Source organism: Lentibacter sp. XHP0401 (assembly GCF_025751535.1).
Lineage (GTDB): Bacteria > Pseudomonadota > Alphaproteobacteria > Rhodobacterales > Rhodobacteraceae > Lentibacter.
The window spans coordinates 378,813-393,956 of sequence record NZ_JAOWLC010000001.1 but is presented as its reverse complement, the minus strand read 5'-3'; the positions used below and the strand labels follow the sequence as shown (position 1 = coordinate 393,956).

The 15,144-nt window shown below is 58.9% G+C and carries 14 protein-coding genes; 13 read left to right on the top strand and 1 reads right to left on the bottom strand.

Going from position 1 to position 15,144, the window contains the following annotated elements:
- From OE750_RS02045 to OE750_RS01995, 11 genes are all read left to right on the top strand, one after another.
- Nucleotides 1-2,376 (top strand): glycosyltransferase family 2 protein, encoded by a 2,376-nt coding sequence (locus OE750_RS02045; protein ID WP_263760829.1) that lies wholly within the window; start codon nucleotides 1-3, stop codon nucleotides 2,374-2,376.
- Nucleotides 2,377-2,379: 3 nt separating this feature from the next.
- Entirely contained in the window at nucleotides 2,380-3,099 is a 720-nt protein-coding gene (locus tag OE750_RS02040; RefSeq protein ID WP_263760827.1) for an FkbM family methyltransferase, read from the top strand.
- Nucleotides 3,084-4,139, top strand: coding sequence for a glycosyltransferase family 2 protein (locus OE750_RS02035; RefSeq protein ID WP_263760825.1), 1,056 nt, complete (start codon nucleotides 3,084-3,086; stop codon nucleotides 4,137-4,139). Before OE750_RS02040 ends, OE750_RS02035 begins: the two co-directional genes overlap by 16 nt.
- A 90-nt stretch (nucleotides 4,140-4,229) precedes the next feature.
- On the top strand, nucleotides 4,230-5,180 hold the full coding sequence (locus tag OE750_RS02030) for a phosphoadenosine phosphosulfate reductase (RefSeq protein ID WP_263760822.1): 951 nt from the start codon (nucleotides 4,230-4,232) through the stop codon (nucleotides 5,178-5,180).
- Nucleotides 5,181-5,229: 49 nt separating this feature from the next.
- Nucleotides 5,230-6,270 carry a dihydroorotase gene (gene pyrC / locus OE750_RS02025; RefSeq protein ID WP_263760820.1) on the top strand — a complete coding sequence of 347 codons (1,041 nt, stop codon included), beginning with the start codon at nucleotides 5,230-5,232 and terminating at the stop codon, nucleotides 6,268-6,270.
- Between the two features lie 68 nt (nucleotides 6,271-6,338).
- Complete coding sequence (locus OE750_RS02020; protein ID WP_263760818.1) at nucleotides 6,339-7,016, top strand: orotate phosphoribosyltransferase; 678 nt, start codon at nucleotides 6,339-6,341, stop codon at nucleotides 7,014-7,016.
- Between the two features lie 278 nt (nucleotides 7,017-7,294).
- Nucleotides 7,295-8,797 carry a replicative DNA helicase gene (locus tag OE750_RS02015; protein WP_263760816.1) on the top strand — a complete coding sequence of 501 codons (1,503 nt, stop codon included), beginning with the start codon at nucleotides 7,295-7,297 and terminating at the stop codon, nucleotides 8,795-8,797.
- Between the two features lie 150 nt (nucleotides 8,798-8,947).
- Entirely contained in the window at nucleotides 8,948-10,195 is a 1,248-nt protein-coding gene (gene pepT, locus OE750_RS02010) for a peptidase T (RefSeq protein ID WP_263760814.1), read from the top strand.
- A gap of 207 nt (nucleotides 10,196-10,402) precedes the next feature.
- Complete coding sequence (gene alr / locus OE750_RS02005) at nucleotides 10,403-11,437, top strand: alanine racemase (protein ID WP_263760812.1); 1,035 nt, start codon at nucleotides 10,403-10,405, stop codon at nucleotides 11,435-11,437.
- A 2-nt stretch (nucleotides 11,438-11,439) separates the two neighbouring features.
- Nucleotides 11,440-12,225, top strand: coding sequence for an MlaE family ABC transporter permease (locus tag OE750_RS02000; protein WP_263760810.1), 786 nt, complete (start codon nucleotides 11,440-11,442; stop codon nucleotides 12,223-12,225).
- Nucleotides 12,222-12,968 carry an ABC transporter ATP-binding protein gene (locus OE750_RS01995; protein ID WP_263760808.1) on the top strand — a complete coding sequence of 249 codons (747 nt, stop codon included), beginning with the start codon at nucleotides 12,222-12,224 and terminating at the stop codon, nucleotides 12,966-12,968. The genes OE750_RS02000 and OE750_RS01995 overlap by 4 nt, the downstream gene beginning before the upstream one ends.
- A 193-nt stretch (nucleotides 12,969-13,161) precedes the next feature.
- Here the strand turns inward: OE750_RS01995 and OE750_RS01990 are convergent, their stop codons facing one another.
- Nucleotides 13,162-13,407, bottom strand: a complete 246-nt coding sequence (locus OE750_RS01990; protein WP_263760806.1) for a hypothetical protein — start codon at nucleotides 13,405-13,407, stop codon at nucleotides 13,162-13,164.
- 304 nt (nucleotides 13,408-13,711) lie between these two features.
- Between OE750_RS01990 and OE750_RS01985 the strand changes: the two genes are divergently transcribed.
- On the top strand, nucleotides 13,712-14,173 hold the full coding sequence (locus OE750_RS01985; RefSeq protein WP_263760805.1) for a paraquat-inducible protein A: 462 nt from the start codon (nucleotides 13,712-13,714) through the stop codon (nucleotides 14,171-14,173).
- A gap of 143 nt (nucleotides 14,174-14,316) precedes the next feature.
- The gene (locus tag OE750_RS01980) at nucleotides 14,317-15,084 is read left to right on the top strand and encodes a DNA repair protein (protein ID WP_263760803.1); all 768 of its coding nucleotides are present in this window, start codon (nucleotides 14,317-14,319) and stop codon (nucleotides 15,082-15,084) included.
- Nucleotides 15,085-15,144 lie beyond the last annotated feature (60 nt).

Genomic DNA, 15,144 nt, shown 5'->3' with positions numbered 1-15,144 from the left:
ATGAAAATCAGCCTGATCATCGGACCAACAGACTACGGCACAGCGCGCTTTCGCACCGTGCTGAAGAAAAAGTCTGCGCTCCTCGCCAAACACAAGGTTTACAGCCCCGATTGGAACCATATCCGCATCTATATGGCCTGCTCGTCCAACTCCGAGGTGGGCCTCGTGCGTTATTTGCGCGGGTTCGAGCTGCTCGCTGCCCAGCAAGCGCTCTATTCACACCTGCAATCGCAAATTGCCGCTTCGCTTGAGGCCGAGCAGCCCGATCACCTGGTCATCAGTTCGGGTCAACTTGGCGCGCTCATGCACAAGAAAAGCGAGCTTGAGCGCCTGCGCGCCTTCTTCGCGCCCTTCTCCGACGATATCCAAATTCACGCCTATGTCGATGAGCCGAGCCATGCGCTTGTGCAAAACTACGAGAAAACCGTGATGGACGGCCGCCGCTTCCCGCTCGATCTCGAGCTGGAGCTGGCCAAGGCCGAAAGCTGGTGGGATGCCTCCCTCGCCATGCGCACCAAGCCAAATCCGCTCTCCGCCGAGTTCAACGATATTCACTTCCCACCTTGCTGGGTCGATTACACCGCCCTGCTCGATCACTGGGAAGAGGTCTTCGGTGTGGGCAACGTGACGCTACGCTCGCTCGATATGGAGCGCCTCGGCTCCGAAAATGGTGCAGCCGAGCTTAACGCGATCCTTGGCACCGACATTCCCATGGGGCAGATGGACCCTGTGCAGGAGGACAAAAGCCCAGGTGCCGAGACACTGGCGCGCGCGCGCCAGCTCAACGATATTTTCGTGCGCTACATGCAGGCCAAAGAGCTTTCGATGCCGTTTGATATGCGCAAAAAGCTGATCTACCCGCACCGTGTGCGCGGCCCGGCCATTGACGCAGGAAGCCTCTACCCCATAGCCGAGCGTTTTAAGGCCGATAACGAAGCCCTCACCAAGCGCTTTGACACGCTGGAAGACGGCTGGTTCACCCCGCCCAAGCCCACCGCGCTCTGGCACGAGCCCGAAATGACAGAGGGCTGGCGCGCCACACAATATATGGCCGCCTCAACGCATTTTATCCGCAAGCAGGCGCCCAGCTTTGACGATATCAAGGCGCTCACCGCCGAGCAGGAAGACAGCGCCGCGCGTCTGGCCGAGTTTGTGCCGATAGATGCCGAGCTTGAGGAAAAGCACCAAAGCGGCACATCTGACAAGCGCGGCGAGTTCCTCGAAATGTTCAAGGTCAACCACCAGATCGTCATGTCCACACACATCCGCCCGCACAATGACATGGGCAAGGTGAAAGAAGATCAGGAACAGCCCCAATATTCCGAAGTGCCGCGGCGTGTGCTGCCCAAGGGCAACTCAGGCAATGTCATCGTCGGCTGTATGAAAAACGAAAGCCCCTATATCGTCGAGTGGGTCGCCTATCACCGCGCTATGGGGGTTGATAACTTCCTGATCTACACCAACGGCTGTGAAGATAACACGACAGAGCTTCTCGACCACCTGCAAGAGATGGGCGTGCTCCAGCACCGCGACAACAACAACTGGAAGGGCAAATCGCCCCAGCAATTCGCGCTCAACAAATCCCAAAAAGAACCTGTGATCCAGAACGCCGAGTGGATCATCCACATTGATGTGGACGAGTTCATCAACGTGCGCACGGGCAACGGCACGCTGGAAGACCTTTTCAAAGCCACCAAAGGCGCCACCAATATTGCGATGACATGGCGGCTCTTCGGCCACAACGATGTGCACGAGCTCTCCGATGATTTCGTGATCGAGCAGTTCGAGACCTGCGCGCCGAAATACTGCCCCAAGCCGCACACCGTCTGGGGCTTCAAATCCATGTTCCAGAACCTTGATGCCTACCGCAAAATCTCCTGTCATCGCCCCAATCAGGTGGTCGACGAAAAGCGCGGCCTGCTCAAATGGGTCAACGGATCAGGCGAAGATGTGAGCGCTGACTACATCAAAGGCGGCTGGAGAAGCTCCAAAAAAACAATCGGTTACGACCTTGTGCAGCTCAATCACTATGCGCTGCGCTCCGCCGAGAGCTTCCTCATCAAGCGCCAGCGTGGCCGTGCGCTGCACGTTGATCGCTCCATCGGCCTAAACTACTGGATCCGCATGGACTGGTCCGATCACCGCGATATCACCATCAAGCGCAATGTCGCGCGCACCCGCGCCGAATATGACAGGCTCATGAGCGACAAGAAACTGCGCAAGCTCCACGAAGAGGGGCTGAAGTGGCACAAGGAAAAAGTCAAAGACCTGCACGAAACCCCCGAGTTTCAGGAGCTTTACGCGCAGGCACTCAAAGTCAAACTCAACGAAACCGAGCGCGTGGCCTATTCCCTCGCTCTTGATATGGAGAGCTGAACCATGGACACCCACCAGACAGATACCCCCACCGCCGACACCCCCGTGATCCGCTCGCGCGGTGTGCGCGTGCCCAAAAACCCCTCGGTGATGACCCCCAAAATCAAGCGCTCCCTGCGCCTGCACGGCTATGAAGGCAAAGAAGTCAACGCTGCCATGCGCGTCGTAAAGGCCGGTGATACAGTGCTCGAGCTTGGCGGCGGCATCGGGTTTGTCTCGACAATTCTCGCAAAAAAACGCGATGTCAAAGCGATCCATACTTTCGAAGCCAACCCGCACCTGATCAATTTTCAGCACCAGATGCACGCGCTCAACGATGTGGACACAATCACAACCTACAACGCCCTGCTCGCCGCCCGAAAAGGCAAGCCGCAGAAGTTTTATGTGCGCGAAAACTTCCTCGCCTCCTCGCTTGAGCCCGAGGTCACGAACATGCCGGTGAAGTCGGTCGAAGAGGTCGAGGTGCTCGGCATCAATGCCACCTTCAACCAGATCAAGCCCGATGTCTTTATCTGCGATATAGAAGGCGCCGAGGCAGACCTGCTCCCGCACCTGAAATATTCGGGCCTCAGAGCCGCAGTCATCGAGCTGCACCCGCAATGGATCGGAGCCAAAGGCGTGCGCGCGGTGTTTGATGCCATGCATGAAGCCGGCCTCACCTATTTCCCGCGCCTTTCCGATCAGAAAGTGGTCTGCTTTCGCAAGGAATGGGACACCAAGTGAAAGCCCTCGCTGTCCTGACAGTGCGCAACGAAGCGTCCTTCCTTCTGGAATGGCTGGCGCACCACAGGGCAGTCGGTTTCACCGACTTTCTCGTGTTGTCAAACGATTGCGATGATGGAACCGACACCATGCTGGAGCGCCTCGCCGCGCTCGGCCTTCTCACCCACATCCGCAATGATGGCCCCTTTGATAAAAGGGGCATCCAGTTCACCGCCCTTAACCTCGCCTCAAAACACCCCTTGGCGCGTGAGGCCGACTGGATCATGGCGCTCGACATTGACGAGTTCGTCAACATCCATGTCGGCGATCATACGCTGCAAGCCCTGCTCAAAACCCTTCCCGAGGCCACAGCCATCACCCTCACATGGCGGCTCTTCGGCAATGCCGATCAGGTCCGCTACTCCGACACCCCCGTCACCCGTCAGTTCACGCGCGCCGCCCCCGCTGTCATGAATTGGCCATGGCGCGCCGCCATGTTCAAAACGCTCTACAAAAATGATGGGACCTACGGCAAAATAGGCGTTCACCGCCCCCGCCAGCCCGATACATCAAAGCTCGGCTCGGCCCGCTGGTATGATGGCCAAGGCCGCGCTCTTGGTGAAGATTTTACCACTAAACGCATCTTTTCAGACTATGGCCGCGACAATTATGGCCTTGTTCAGCTCAATCACTACGCACTCGGCACGATGGAAGGCTACCTTGTCAAAGCCGACCGTGGCCGCGCGGTGCATTCCGACCACATGCTCGATGTCGATTACTGGGTCGAGCGCAATTACAACACCGATGAAGACAAAAGCATCCTCGCGCTCGATAGGGTGTTTGAAGACGAGCTCACCGCGCTGAAGTCCGACAAAGTACTGGACAAATTACACGCTAAATCAGTTGCCTGGAGGCAAAAGCGCATCTCGCAACTGATGGACATCGAGCCCTACCGCGCCCTCTTTGGTCGCCTGCTCCAAACGCCCCCCTCGCGCCCTGTGCCCCCCGAGTATGCCCGGCTCATCCTGAGCCATTCCCAAATAAGCCGTACAAAGCCATAAATTTACACGTCTCTTCCGCATTTTTGCCCCATTCCAAAACTAATCTGCCTCCAAAGCGCGGGTTAACTGCGCGCAAAAAGGTATTGAGACATGCAGGATCTGGCTAAAACACTCGAAGGCTCGCTGACAGAACTGTCCAAGCGTGACTGGCTGACAGCTTTGGCAGACCTTTCCGAAAACAACGGCCATTTCCAACCGCTCGGCCGCAAGCATTTCTCCTCCTACATCGCAGGCGGAGAAACGCTGCTTGTGACATTTGAAAGCTACGATGGCATCCAGCGTATTTCCCCCAATGCCCACCCGCTCGGGTGGGAAGTGGCCAAGGTGCTGGGCTGGTCCTCCCTCTCGCTCATCTCCGATGGTCAATCGTGGTTCCGGGATCGCGAGATCTACGCCTATTTCGATGATCTGGTGGATGACGGATTCTTTGAAGAGTTCGACAATGTCATCTTCTACGGTGCCGGCCCCTGTGGTTACGCGGCAGCCGCCTATTCCATCGCAGCCCCCGGCGCGCGCGTGCTGGCCCTTCAGCCGCAAGCCACACTTGATCCGCGCGTCGCCGAATGGGATGATCGTTTCATCCGCCAGCGCCGCCTCGATTTCACCTCCCGCTACGGCTACGCCCCTGATATGATCGACGCCGCAGCCGAAGCCTTCGTCATCTACGACCCCGAAGAAACAGAAGATGCCATGCACGCCGCCCTCTTCACACGGCCCAATGTGCACAAGCTGCGCCTGCGCCACGCGGGCGGCTCGCTCCAGTATTCCCTGCGCAACATGAAAATCCTGTCGCGTCTCATCGCGCTTGCAAGCACGGGTCGCCTCACCCCCGAGATCTTCGCCAAACTGGCCCGCGCACGTCGCGAAGACCGCCAGTATCTGCGCAACCTTCTCCGCCATACCGATGACAAGGGCCGCACCAAGCTCTCTTATGTCATCTGTAAAAACGTGATCGCCCGCATGGAAGGCGTCCCGGCTTTCGAGCGCCGCCTCAAAGGCCTGGAAACCCGTCTGGCCGAACTCACTGAAGCCGACAGCTAAGCGCTAAATCATCTGGCACAGCGCGCGAATTTTGTGTAAGCGCTCGGCCATGACACACACACTCACGCTCGTCCGCCCCGATGATTGGCACCTGCACCTGCGCGATGGCGCAATGCTCAAGGCCGTTTTGCCCGAAACAACACGCCACTTCGCCCGCGCCATCATCATGCCCAATCTTGTGCCCCCCGTGGTCACCATGGCCGATGCAAGCGCCTACAAAGCCCGCATCCTCGCGGCGATGCCGAAAGGTGACAGCTTCACCCCCCTTATGACGCTCTATCTCACCGAAGAGACAAACCCCGATGATCTCGCCGCCGCCCATGCCGCAGGTCTGATCTCGGCAGTCAAACTCTACCCCGCAGGCGCCACAACCAACTCCGCCTCGGGTGTGGCCGACTTTGATAAAGTCCGCCCCGTGCTCGAACGCATGGCCGAAATCGGCTGCCCGCTCTGCGTCCACGGCGAAGTCACCGACCGTGACATCGACATCTTCGATCGCGAAGCCGTCTTCATCGACCGCGTGCTTGATCCGATCCGCCGCGCCGTCCCCGAACTGCGGGTGGTGATGGAACACATAACAACCAAAGACGGCGCCGATTATGTCAAAGCCAACCCCGAGCGTCTGGGCGCCACAATCACCGTTCAGCACCTCATGCTCGATCGCAACGATATGCTGGTCGGCGGGATGCGCCCGCATTATTATTGCCTGCCCATCCTCAAACGCCGTGATCACCGCGAAGCGCTCCTTGCCGCCGCAACATCAGGCGATGCGCGCTTCTTTCTGGGCACCGACAGCGCCCCGCATCCGACCCATGCCAAAGAAAGCGAATGCTGCTCGGCAGGATGCTTTACAGCCCCCGTCGCCCTCGCCTGCCTTGCGCAGACATTCGATGACGCAGGCGCGCTTGATAAGCTCGAAGGATTCACATCCCTTCACGGCCCTGCCTTCTATGGTCTGCCCGTCAACACCGATACAGTAATCCTCACCAAATCCGACAGCCCCGTGACCTTCCCGAAAGAGATCAAGAACGGCGCAGATCCCGTCACCGTCTTCAATCCGGGCTCTCCCGTCTACTGGTCCGCCCCCTAAGCACTTTTTCTCTCCAAAATATCCCAGCCGGAGGCTCCTGCCCCTCCGCAAACGTCAAAGGCCCGATCATGATCCCGACAAGCTACCCGACACCCGAAGAAATGGCCCGCCTCACGGCCCGCATGCTGCTCGAAATCGGCGCTGTCAATTTTAACACCGACGAACCCTACACGCTGGCCTCCGGCCTGCCCTCGCCCAGCTACATCGACTGCCGCAAGCTCATCAGCTTCCCGCGCATCCGCAGCACACTGATGGATTTTCTCACTGTCACAGTCATGCGCAATGCCGGGTTTGAAGCGTTCGACAATATCGCAGGCGGCGAAACAGCAGGCATTCCCTTCGCCGCCCTCGTCGCCGAACGCATGGCCCTGCCGATGACATATGTGCGCAAAAAGCCAAAGGGCTACGGCAAAAACGCCCGCATAGAAGGCGCAATGTCCGAGGGCGAGCGCGTGTTGCTGGTCGAAGATCTCACAACAGACGGCGGCTCCAAGCTTTCCTTCGTGGATGCCATCCGCGACACAGGCGCAACCTGCGCCCATACGGCTGTCATCTTCTACTATGACATTTTCCCTGAAACGGTCAAAACGCTTGGAGATCACGGTGTCACCCTGCATCACCTCTGCACATGGTGGGACGTTCTCGCCGAGGCCCGCGCACAAGAAGCCTTCTCCGCCGAGACATTGGCTGAAGTCGAGCGCTTCCTGAATGATCCGCGCAAATGGCAGGATGAAAACAAGAAATAGCCGCGATTTTTACCACACAGCGGCCGTAACCCTGCCGAACCAAACGAAAACAAATACTTATCCACAGACAGGACTTTCGTTCGCGTCACGGAATCACTTATCGGCCCTACATTTGGTAGGTGGGTACCCCTGTGCTACAGTATCTATAAGCACACAGCGCAGTCCAACTTATTCACAGGGTTATCCCGCAGGCTCTCCACAGAGATTTCCCGAATGCGTTTTCCGCGCCCATCACATACAACTCCCCCACACACGGGCAAAACAGGAATCAATCAGGCATGAACGAAGTCGCAGCATTCAACGCCACTGGTCAAAATCTGCCAGCCGAAGTTTCCTCGCCCGAAACCATTCCCCATTCCATCGAGGCCGAGCAGCAGCTCCTCGGCGCGCTCCTCACCAACAATGATGTCTACGACAAGATCGCCAGCATCATCACCCCCAAACATTTCTACGATCCGGTGCACGCACGCATCTTCGAGACAGCCGCCGCCCGCATCGCCAAAAACAACCTCGCCTCTCCCGTCACGCTCAAAGCCTTTTTCGAGGATGACGAAGGCCTCAAAGAGCTCGGCGGCCCCGCCTATCTCGCCCGCCTTGCCGGCGCGGCCATCTCCGCCTTCGCTGTGCGCGATTATGCCCAGCTGATTTATGATCTGGCGATCCGCCGCGATCTTATCGCTCTGGGGCAGGAAATCAGCGCCAAGGCCGCGCGGGTCGATGTCGCGTCAGAGCCGAAAGAACAGATCGTCGAGGCCGAGCAACAGCTCTACAAACTCGCCGAACAGGGCCAAACAGAAAGCGGTTTTCAAAGCTTTCTCAAGGCAGTAACCGATGCTGTTAATGTTGCCAACGCCGCCTATCAGCGTGAAGGCGGCCTCGCAGGCATCGCCACAGACCTCATGGATATGGACAAGATGCTTGGCGGCTTGCACAAGTCCGACTTGCTCATCCTCGCGGGCCGCCCCTCCATGGGCAAAACCTCTCTCGCCACCAACATCGCCTATAACGTCGCCAAAGCCTACAAGCGCGGCAAGCTGCAAGACGGCTCCGAAGGCGCGGTCGATGGCGGCGTCGTCGGCTTTTTCAGTCTCGAGATGAGCGCCGAGCAGCTCGCTGGCCGTATCCTCGCCGAAGCCTCCGAAATCAGCAGTCACAAAATCCGCCAGGGCGACATGGACGAAAGCGAATTCCGCCGCTTCGTTGACGCCGCCAAAGAACTCGAAGCCTGCCCGCTCTTCATCGATGACACCGCGGCAATCCCAATCGCCCAGCTCGCCGCACGCGCCCGCCGCCTCAAGCGCACCCATGGCCTTGATTTGCTTATCATCGACTACTTGCAGCTCGTGCGCGGCACATCGGAAAACCGCGTGCAGGAAATCGGCGAAATCTCGATGGGCCTCAAAGCCATCGCCAAAGAGCTCCAGATCCCGGTGATCGCCCTCTCCCAGCTTTCCCGACAGGTCGAAAGCCGCGAAGACAAACGACCGCAACTCTCCGACCTTCGTGAATCGGGCTCCATCGAGCAAGACGCCGACGTGGTCATGTTCGTGTTCCGTGAAGAGTATTACGCCGAGCGCGAAAAGCCTTCCGATCACGAGCTTGATAAAATGGCCGAGTGGCAAGAGCGCATGTCGCGCCTGCACGGCAAAGCCGAAGTCATTATCGGCAAGCAGCGCCACGGCCCCATCGGCACGGTCGAGCTCAGCTTCGAGGCGCAGTTCACCCGCTTTGGCAACCTCGTGAAGCCCTGGCAGCAAAACGGCGGCGGCGAGCAGTTCTAGGCTCGCACCCTTTCTTTTTGCCCTAAATATCCTGGGGGTCCGGGGGCAAAGCCCCCGGTCGGTCGGCTTTGCGAAGCAAAGTCGAAACCCTCTTGAACATCTTCGCCTTGCAGCAGACCATGCCCCCGAATCCCAAAACCGGATCCCCCCATGACCGCAGATTTCCACGACGAACTCACCGACCGCCTCATCCGCTACTGCAAAATCGACAGCCAAAGCGACGCAGACAGCCTCACAAGCCCAAGCACGGCCATCCAGCTCGACATGCAGCGCCTGCTCATGGCCGAACTTGAAGACATCGGCGCCGAAGACATCACGCTCACAGACTACGGCACACTGCTCGCCACCCTTCCAGGCACAGCAGACGAAGCCGCGCCCACAATCGGCCTGCTCGCTCATGTCGACACCGCCCCGCAATTCGCCGCATCCGGCGTCAAACCTGTGGTTCACAAAAGCTACAACGGCGGCGATATTTCCTTCCCCGATGCGCCCGAGCTCACGCTATCGCCCGAAAATTCGCCCTACCTCGGCACAAAACAGGGCCACGACATCATCACCGCCTCGGGCACAACCCTGCTTGGCGCCGATGACAAGGCTGGCGTCGCAATCCTGATGACGACCGCCCGTCACCTCCTTGCCAATCCACAGATAAAACACGGTAAAATCCGCCTCGCCTTTACCCCTGACGAAGAGATAGGCCGCGGCGTACACCCCGATCTGCCCCGCGATCTGGCCGCAGATTTCGCCTATACCTTTGATGGTGGCGAGATCGGCAATATCGAATACGAGAGTTTCTCTGCCGATGGGGCCAAAGTCCACATCACGGGCGTTTCCATCCATCCGGGCACAGCCAAAGACACAATGGTCAACGCGCTGCATCTCGCAGCCAAAGTCCTCATGACCCTGCCTCATGCCACCATGACTCCGGACACCTCCGAAGGCCGTGAAGGCTTCCTCATGGCGACAGACCTCACAGGCAACGCCGCCGAGGCCACGCTCACCTTCATCCTGCGTGATTTCGAGTTGGACGGCCTCGCCGCCAAAGGCGCGCTGCTTGAAAGCGTGGTCAACGCCGTGCAGCTCACCGAACCGCGCGCGCAAATCACCTGCGAAATCAGGCCGCAGTATCGCAATATGCGCTACTGGCTGGAAGAGGATATGACCCCCGTCAATCTCGCCCACGCCGCCGCACAGGCCATTGGTCTCACGCCTTCCTCCGAGCCCATCCGCGGCGGAACCGACGGGTCCCGCCTCACCGAATTGGGCATGCCCTGCCCCAACATTTTCACAGGCATGCAAGAGCTGCACGGCCCGCTGGAGTGGATTTCTGTGCAAGACATGGAAACCTCCACCCAAATGGCCCTCAAGCTCGTCGAACTCGCCGCGAACTCGGGCTAAAGCAAACAGCCCCCTGCACCCCGCAAAACACTCATGTCTTTCTTTTTGCCCTAAATATCCCGGGGGGTGATTCAAAAGCCATTGGCTTTTGAATCTGGGGGGCTGGCCCCCAACAAACAAACCTGTATGCCACAGGCACCCCCTTGGATCACCCGCGAAAACACCATTTCCCCTTGACCTTACACGCCCCTCTGGCAACAAGACCCCATGGCAAGCGGAACCCTCACAGTTGATCTTGATGCGCTGGTGCAAAACTGGCAGAATCTGGGCGCATTCGGCCCCGAAGCAGGCGCCGTTGTCAAAGCCGATGCCTACGGTCTCGGCGTTGGCCCTGTGGCCCGTGCGCTGGCCAAAGCAGGCGCGCGTAAATTCTTTGTCGCCACCTCGGAGGAAGGCGCAACCCTGCGCCGCGCCCTTGGTGATGGCCCTGAAGTTTTTGTTTTCTCGGGTCACATGGCGGGCGACAGTGACATGATCGCCGATCTGTCCCTCACGCCGATGCTCAATTCGATAGACCAGCTCCAGCGCCATATGGAAGCCTTGCCCAAAGCGCCCTTCGGCATCCAGCTTGACACCGGCATGAACCGCCTCGGCATGGAGCCCGCCGAATGGGCCGCCCTCGGCGAGATTGCCATGGCCAAAAGCCCCGCTCTCATCATGTCACACCTCTCATCTGCAGATGAGCCGCAATCCGCAATGAACATTTTGCAGTTGCGCGTCTTCAAAGAGATGACGGCCGGCCTCGATGTTCCCCGCTCCCTCGCCGCCACAGGCGGCACGCTGCTCGGCTCCGAGTATCACTTTGACCTCACCCGCCCAGGTATCGGTATGTATGGCGGCGCGCCCTATACCGATGCGCTCCCCGTAGCCTATCTCGAACTGCCCGTCATCCAGATCCGCGATGTCGAAGCCGGCGAAAGCGTCGGCTACAACATGGGCTACGTCGCCCGCCAGCCACGCCGCGTCGCCACTCTGGCTGCAGGCTACGCTGATGGCCTCATCCGCGCCATGTCTTCCAAAGCCAAGCTGTTCTACGGCCAACGCGAATGCGCCTTGCTGGGCCGCGTCTCGATGGACCTGATCACCGTCGACATCACACATCTTACGGAAACACCCGCCTCGCTTACCCTTCTGGGCCGCCAGCAAAGCGTTGATACACTGGCCGCAGCCGCAGGCACGATCGGCTATGAAATTCTCACATCCCTCGGCGCACGCTATACGCGCCGCTATTCGGGCGGTTAAGCATGAGCCTCATTCTCTCCCCCCTCGCCGCCCTCGGTGCAACCGTTCTCGCCGCCCTCGCCGCTATGGGCCGCGTGGCACTCTATGCGTTCGAAACCGTCACACACCTCTTCCGCCCACCGTTCTATGGCCGTGAGTTCCTCTCGGCCCTCGTGCAAATCGGCTGGCTCTCGCTGCCCGTCGTCGGCCTTACAGCGCTCTTCACAGGCGGCGCACTGGCCTTGCAGATCTATTCAGGCGGCGCGCGCTTCAACGCCGAAGAGGTCGTCCCCTCGATCGTCGCAATCGGCATGGTCCGCGAGCTTGGCCCCGTCCTCGGCGGCCTCATGGTTGCCGCCCGTGTGGCAAGCTCGATCGCCGCCGAAATCGGCACGATGAAAGTCACCGAGCAGATCGACGCCCTGACAACCCTCTCCACCAATCCGATGAAATACCTCACACTCCCCCGCGTGCTGGCCGCAACGCTTGCCGTGCCTGTGCTCGTCGCCGTGGGCGATGCCATCGGCATCATGGGCGGCTATATTGTCGGCGTCACGCGGCTGGGCTTCAACGAGGCGGCCTATCTCAAAAACACCGTTGATTTCCTTGAGCTGTGGGATGTCACCTCGGGCCTCATCAAAGGCGCGGTCTTCGGCTTCATCATCGCCACCATGGGCTGCTACTACGGCATGAACTCGGGCCGCGGCGCCCAGGGCGTCGGCCGCGCCACCAAAGCCGCGGTGGTGGCCGCCAGCGTCCTTATCCTCGCCGCCAACTACCTTCTCACAGAAGCGTTCTTCACATCATGATCACCCTCACAGACGTTCATAAAGCCTTCGGCCCCAAGCACGTTCTGCAAGGCGTCAACCTGACCATCGAAAAAGGCACCTCCATGGTCATCATCGGCGGCTCGGGCACAGGCAAATCCGTGATGCTCAAATCCATCCTCGGCCTCGTTGTGCCCGACAGCGGCACCATTACGGTTGATGGCAACAATGTCCAAACAGGCGACCGTGACGCTTTTCTGGCCCGCTTCGGTATGCTGTTTCAGGGCGGCGCGCTGTTTGATAGCCTCCCCGTCTGGCAAAACGTCGCCTTCCGCCTTCTGCGCGGGGCATTGAAGCGCCCCAAAGCCGAGGCCCGCGAAATCGCCATTGAAAAGCTCCGCCGCGTGGGCCTCAAGCCCGAAACCGCCGATCTGTTCCCCTCCGAGCTTTCAGGCGGGATGCAAAAGCGCGTCGGCCTCGCCCGCGCCATCGCAGCCGAACCCGAGATCATCTTCTTTGACGAGCCCACCACAGGCCTCGACCCGATCATGGCAGGCGTCATCAACGAACTGATCCGCGAGATCGTCACCGAAATGGGCGCCACGGCCATGACCATCACCCACGATATGAGCTCCGTGCGCGCCATCGCCGACAACATCGCCATGTTGCATGACGGCGTGATCAAATGGAGCGGCCCCGTGGCCAAGCTCGACACTTCGGGTGACCCTTACCTCGACCAGTTCATCCACGGCCGCGCCGAAGGGCCCATCGAAGCGGTGCGCTGACATGTGCGGCATCACTCGGCTTCGCTCTCAGCTTTGCCGGGGCACTCTTGCTAGCCGTCATGTGAGGCCCTGAATGCTAGAGTTTCTAGCCGATTTCGTCATGTAAACCCTGCTCGAAGGCCTCATCCACTTCTTCTACACACCCGCCGCCCCGCGCCGCCGCTGGGTGTTGCGCGGCGCCATAGCGGCATTTCTACTCTTTTTCGCAGCCGCGCGCCTCGCCGCCTCCAGCACCGCGCCTTTCAACACTGTAACACTCGCTGTCGTCGCCCTCGTCGCAGCACTCCCTGCCATCGCCTTCTTCTTCGGCGAACTCAAACACGGCAACCCCAAGCTCGGCATAGCCGTATCTGCGCTCTTCCTGCTGGCTCTTCTCTATATCTTCGCCTGACAGACGCCCGCCAAAGGCACCGCCGAAAACTCCCTTTTTTATTGCCATAAATATCCTGGGGGAGTGTGAGGGGGCAAAGCCCCCTCACCGCCGCGATGCGGCGCAGCCGCAGCGCAACCAATCCCTAACACCAATCAAACAAACCGCACGCCGCCATAACAAACGCACCGCTCCCCAAAAACCGTTTCAGGCGGTGCACGGGGTGTGCACGCCTTGTGCACGCTTTTCACCCCCTCCCTTTTGCCCAAATGCACCAAATCTTAACAACAGCGGGAAAATCTACGCTTTTCTCCCCATAGCCACCTGTCCAAAGCGCCCCTACCTGCTAAAAACAGCCCAAAGGAGCCTCCCCATGCTGCTACGCCTTGCCAATCTGTCGCTTCTCGTGCTTTTCCCGATTGCATGGTTTGCCCCGCTGATGAAGGCGGGCCTTCTGCCCCTCTTCAAACTCAGCGAAATCTCGGTCATCTCGGGGCTTCAGTCGCTCTGGGGCACGGATGTTTTTCTCGCGCTGGTTGTCACAGTTTTCGCGCTGTTTGCGCCCTACCTCAAAACGCTGGGCCTCGCGCTCGTGCAGTTCGGCTTGCTCAAGCCTGTGGCCCTGCCCGCGCTCAACATACTGGGCAAGCTCGCCATGGCCGATATCTTTCTCATCGCGCTCTACATCACCCTCGCCAAAGGAATCGGCGTAGGCCGGCTTGAAACCGCATGGGGCCTTTACCTTTTCACCGCCTGCATCATTGCGTCTTTGGTCATCGGCATGTTTACGAAACAATCCCTTCAAAGCGAAAAGATCGTTTCCACAAACCCGTGATAAATAGAGCGAAAACAGTCAATTTGGTCGAAAAAAAGGCAAGCTCCTTGTTTTTCCCCCTATTTTAATGAAAGCTATAGGCATATTTTCGCTCATAGCTGCCAAGTTTTATAGCTGCCAAAACAGAGTTCCGGGGGGGATTCATGAACACCTTTATGCATGGCTTGCGCGTCATCACTTATCTGCTGCATCGGCTTGCGTTTTTTCTTGTGATTCTCGGCGCACTCAGCGCCTTGGGCTATACAGCGCTTTGCGCTTTCGGTCTCATGCCGTGGCTCGAAATGCAGCTGTCGTTCGGTGGTGCAACCGTTGAAAATGCAGGCGTATGGGTTCAGTCCGGCCTCACGGCCTTCGTTGTGATGCTGGCGTTTTTCCTCCCGTCGACAAAGCGTATTCTCACACTGGAAAACTCGCACCGCTCCTTTCAGCTTGGTATGCATGATGTCGCCCGCGCCTATCATCACGCTCATGCCGCTGATCGTTCAGGCAACTTCAAGCTCAGCAGCGAGTTTGATTCCGTGCGCGAACGCCTTGTTTACCTGCGCAATCACCCCGATCTCGGGTCGCTTGAGCCCGATGTGCTCGAAGCCGCCGCGCAGATGAGCCATATTTCCAAAGAGCTTTCCAACATCTATTCCGATGACGCCCTCGCGCGCGCACGCGACTTCCTGCGCCAGCGTCAGACAGAGGTCGAGAATTTCAACGCCCGCCTTGGCAACGCCAAGCTGGTCGCAACCGAGCTCAAGCACTGGCTGCACGAGGTCGAGCTGGAAGAAAGCGTGGCCGCAAGCCAGCTTGAACGCCTGCGCGACGAGTTGCACGAGGTTCTGCCCGAACTTGGCAAAATCGCTATGGTCGAGGTTGAGGTCGAACGTGACACCGTCACCCACCTGCCCCGCGCGGCGGAGTGAGTAATATTAACTCTTTTGGGTTTATCCCCGACTGGCGAGTTGACGGCATGCCAGCGCTCG

Bases quoted from the DNA above. Each gene is read 5' to 3' on its own strand.
- OE750_RS01995 (WP_263760808.1), top strand. From the start codon at position 12,222: ATGATCACCCTCACAGACGTTCATAAAGCCTTCGGCCCCAAGCACGTT.
- pepT (WP_263760814.1), top strand. From the start codon at position 8,948: ATGACCGCAGATTTCCACGACGAACTCACCGACCGCCTCATCCGCTAC.
- alr (WP_263760812.1), top strand. From the start codon at position 10,403: ATGGCAAGCGGAACCCTCACAGTTGATCTTGATGCGCTGGTGCAAAAC.
- OE750_RS02030 (WP_263760822.1), top strand. From the start codon at position 4,230: ATGCAGGATCTGGCTAAAACACTCGAAGGCTCGCTGACAGAACTGTCC.
- OE750_RS02045 (WP_263760829.1), top strand. From the start codon at position 1: ATGAAAATCAGCCTGATCATCGGACCAACAGACTACGGCACAGCGCGC.
- OE750_RS02035 (WP_263760825.1), top strand. From the start codon at position 3,084: ATGGGACACCAAGTGAAAGCCCTCGCTGTCCTGACAGTGCGCAACGAA.
- OE750_RS01980 (WP_263760803.1), top strand. From the start codon at position 14,317: ATGAACACCTTTATGCATGGCTTGCGCGTCATCACTTATCTGCTGCAT.
- OE750_RS01990 (WP_263760806.1), bottom strand. From the start codon at position 13,407: ATGGCAATAAAAAAGGGAGTTTTCGGCGGTGCCTTTGGCGGGCGTCTG.
- OE750_RS02020 (WP_263760818.1), top strand. From the start codon at position 6,339: ATGATCCCGACAAGCTACCCGACACCCGAAGAAATGGCCCGCCTCACG.
- OE750_RS02000 (WP_263760810.1), top strand. From the start codon at position 11,440: ATGAGCCTCATTCTCTCCCCCCTCGCCGCCCTCGGTGCAACCGTTCTC.
- OE750_RS01985 (WP_263760805.1), top strand. From the start codon at position 13,712: ATGCTGCTACGCCTTGCCAATCTGTCGCTTCTCGTGCTTTTCCCGATT.
- OE750_RS02040 (WP_263760827.1), top strand. From the start codon at position 2,380: ATGGACACCCACCAGACAGATACCCCCACCGCCGACACCCCCGTGATC.
- pyrC (WP_263760820.1), top strand. From the start codon at position 5,230: ATGACACACACACTCACGCTCGTCCGCCCCGATGATTGGCACCTGCAC.
- OE750_RS02015 (WP_263760816.1), top strand. From the start codon at position 7,295: ATGAACGAAGTCGCAGCATTCAACGCCACTGGTCAAAATCTGCCAGCC.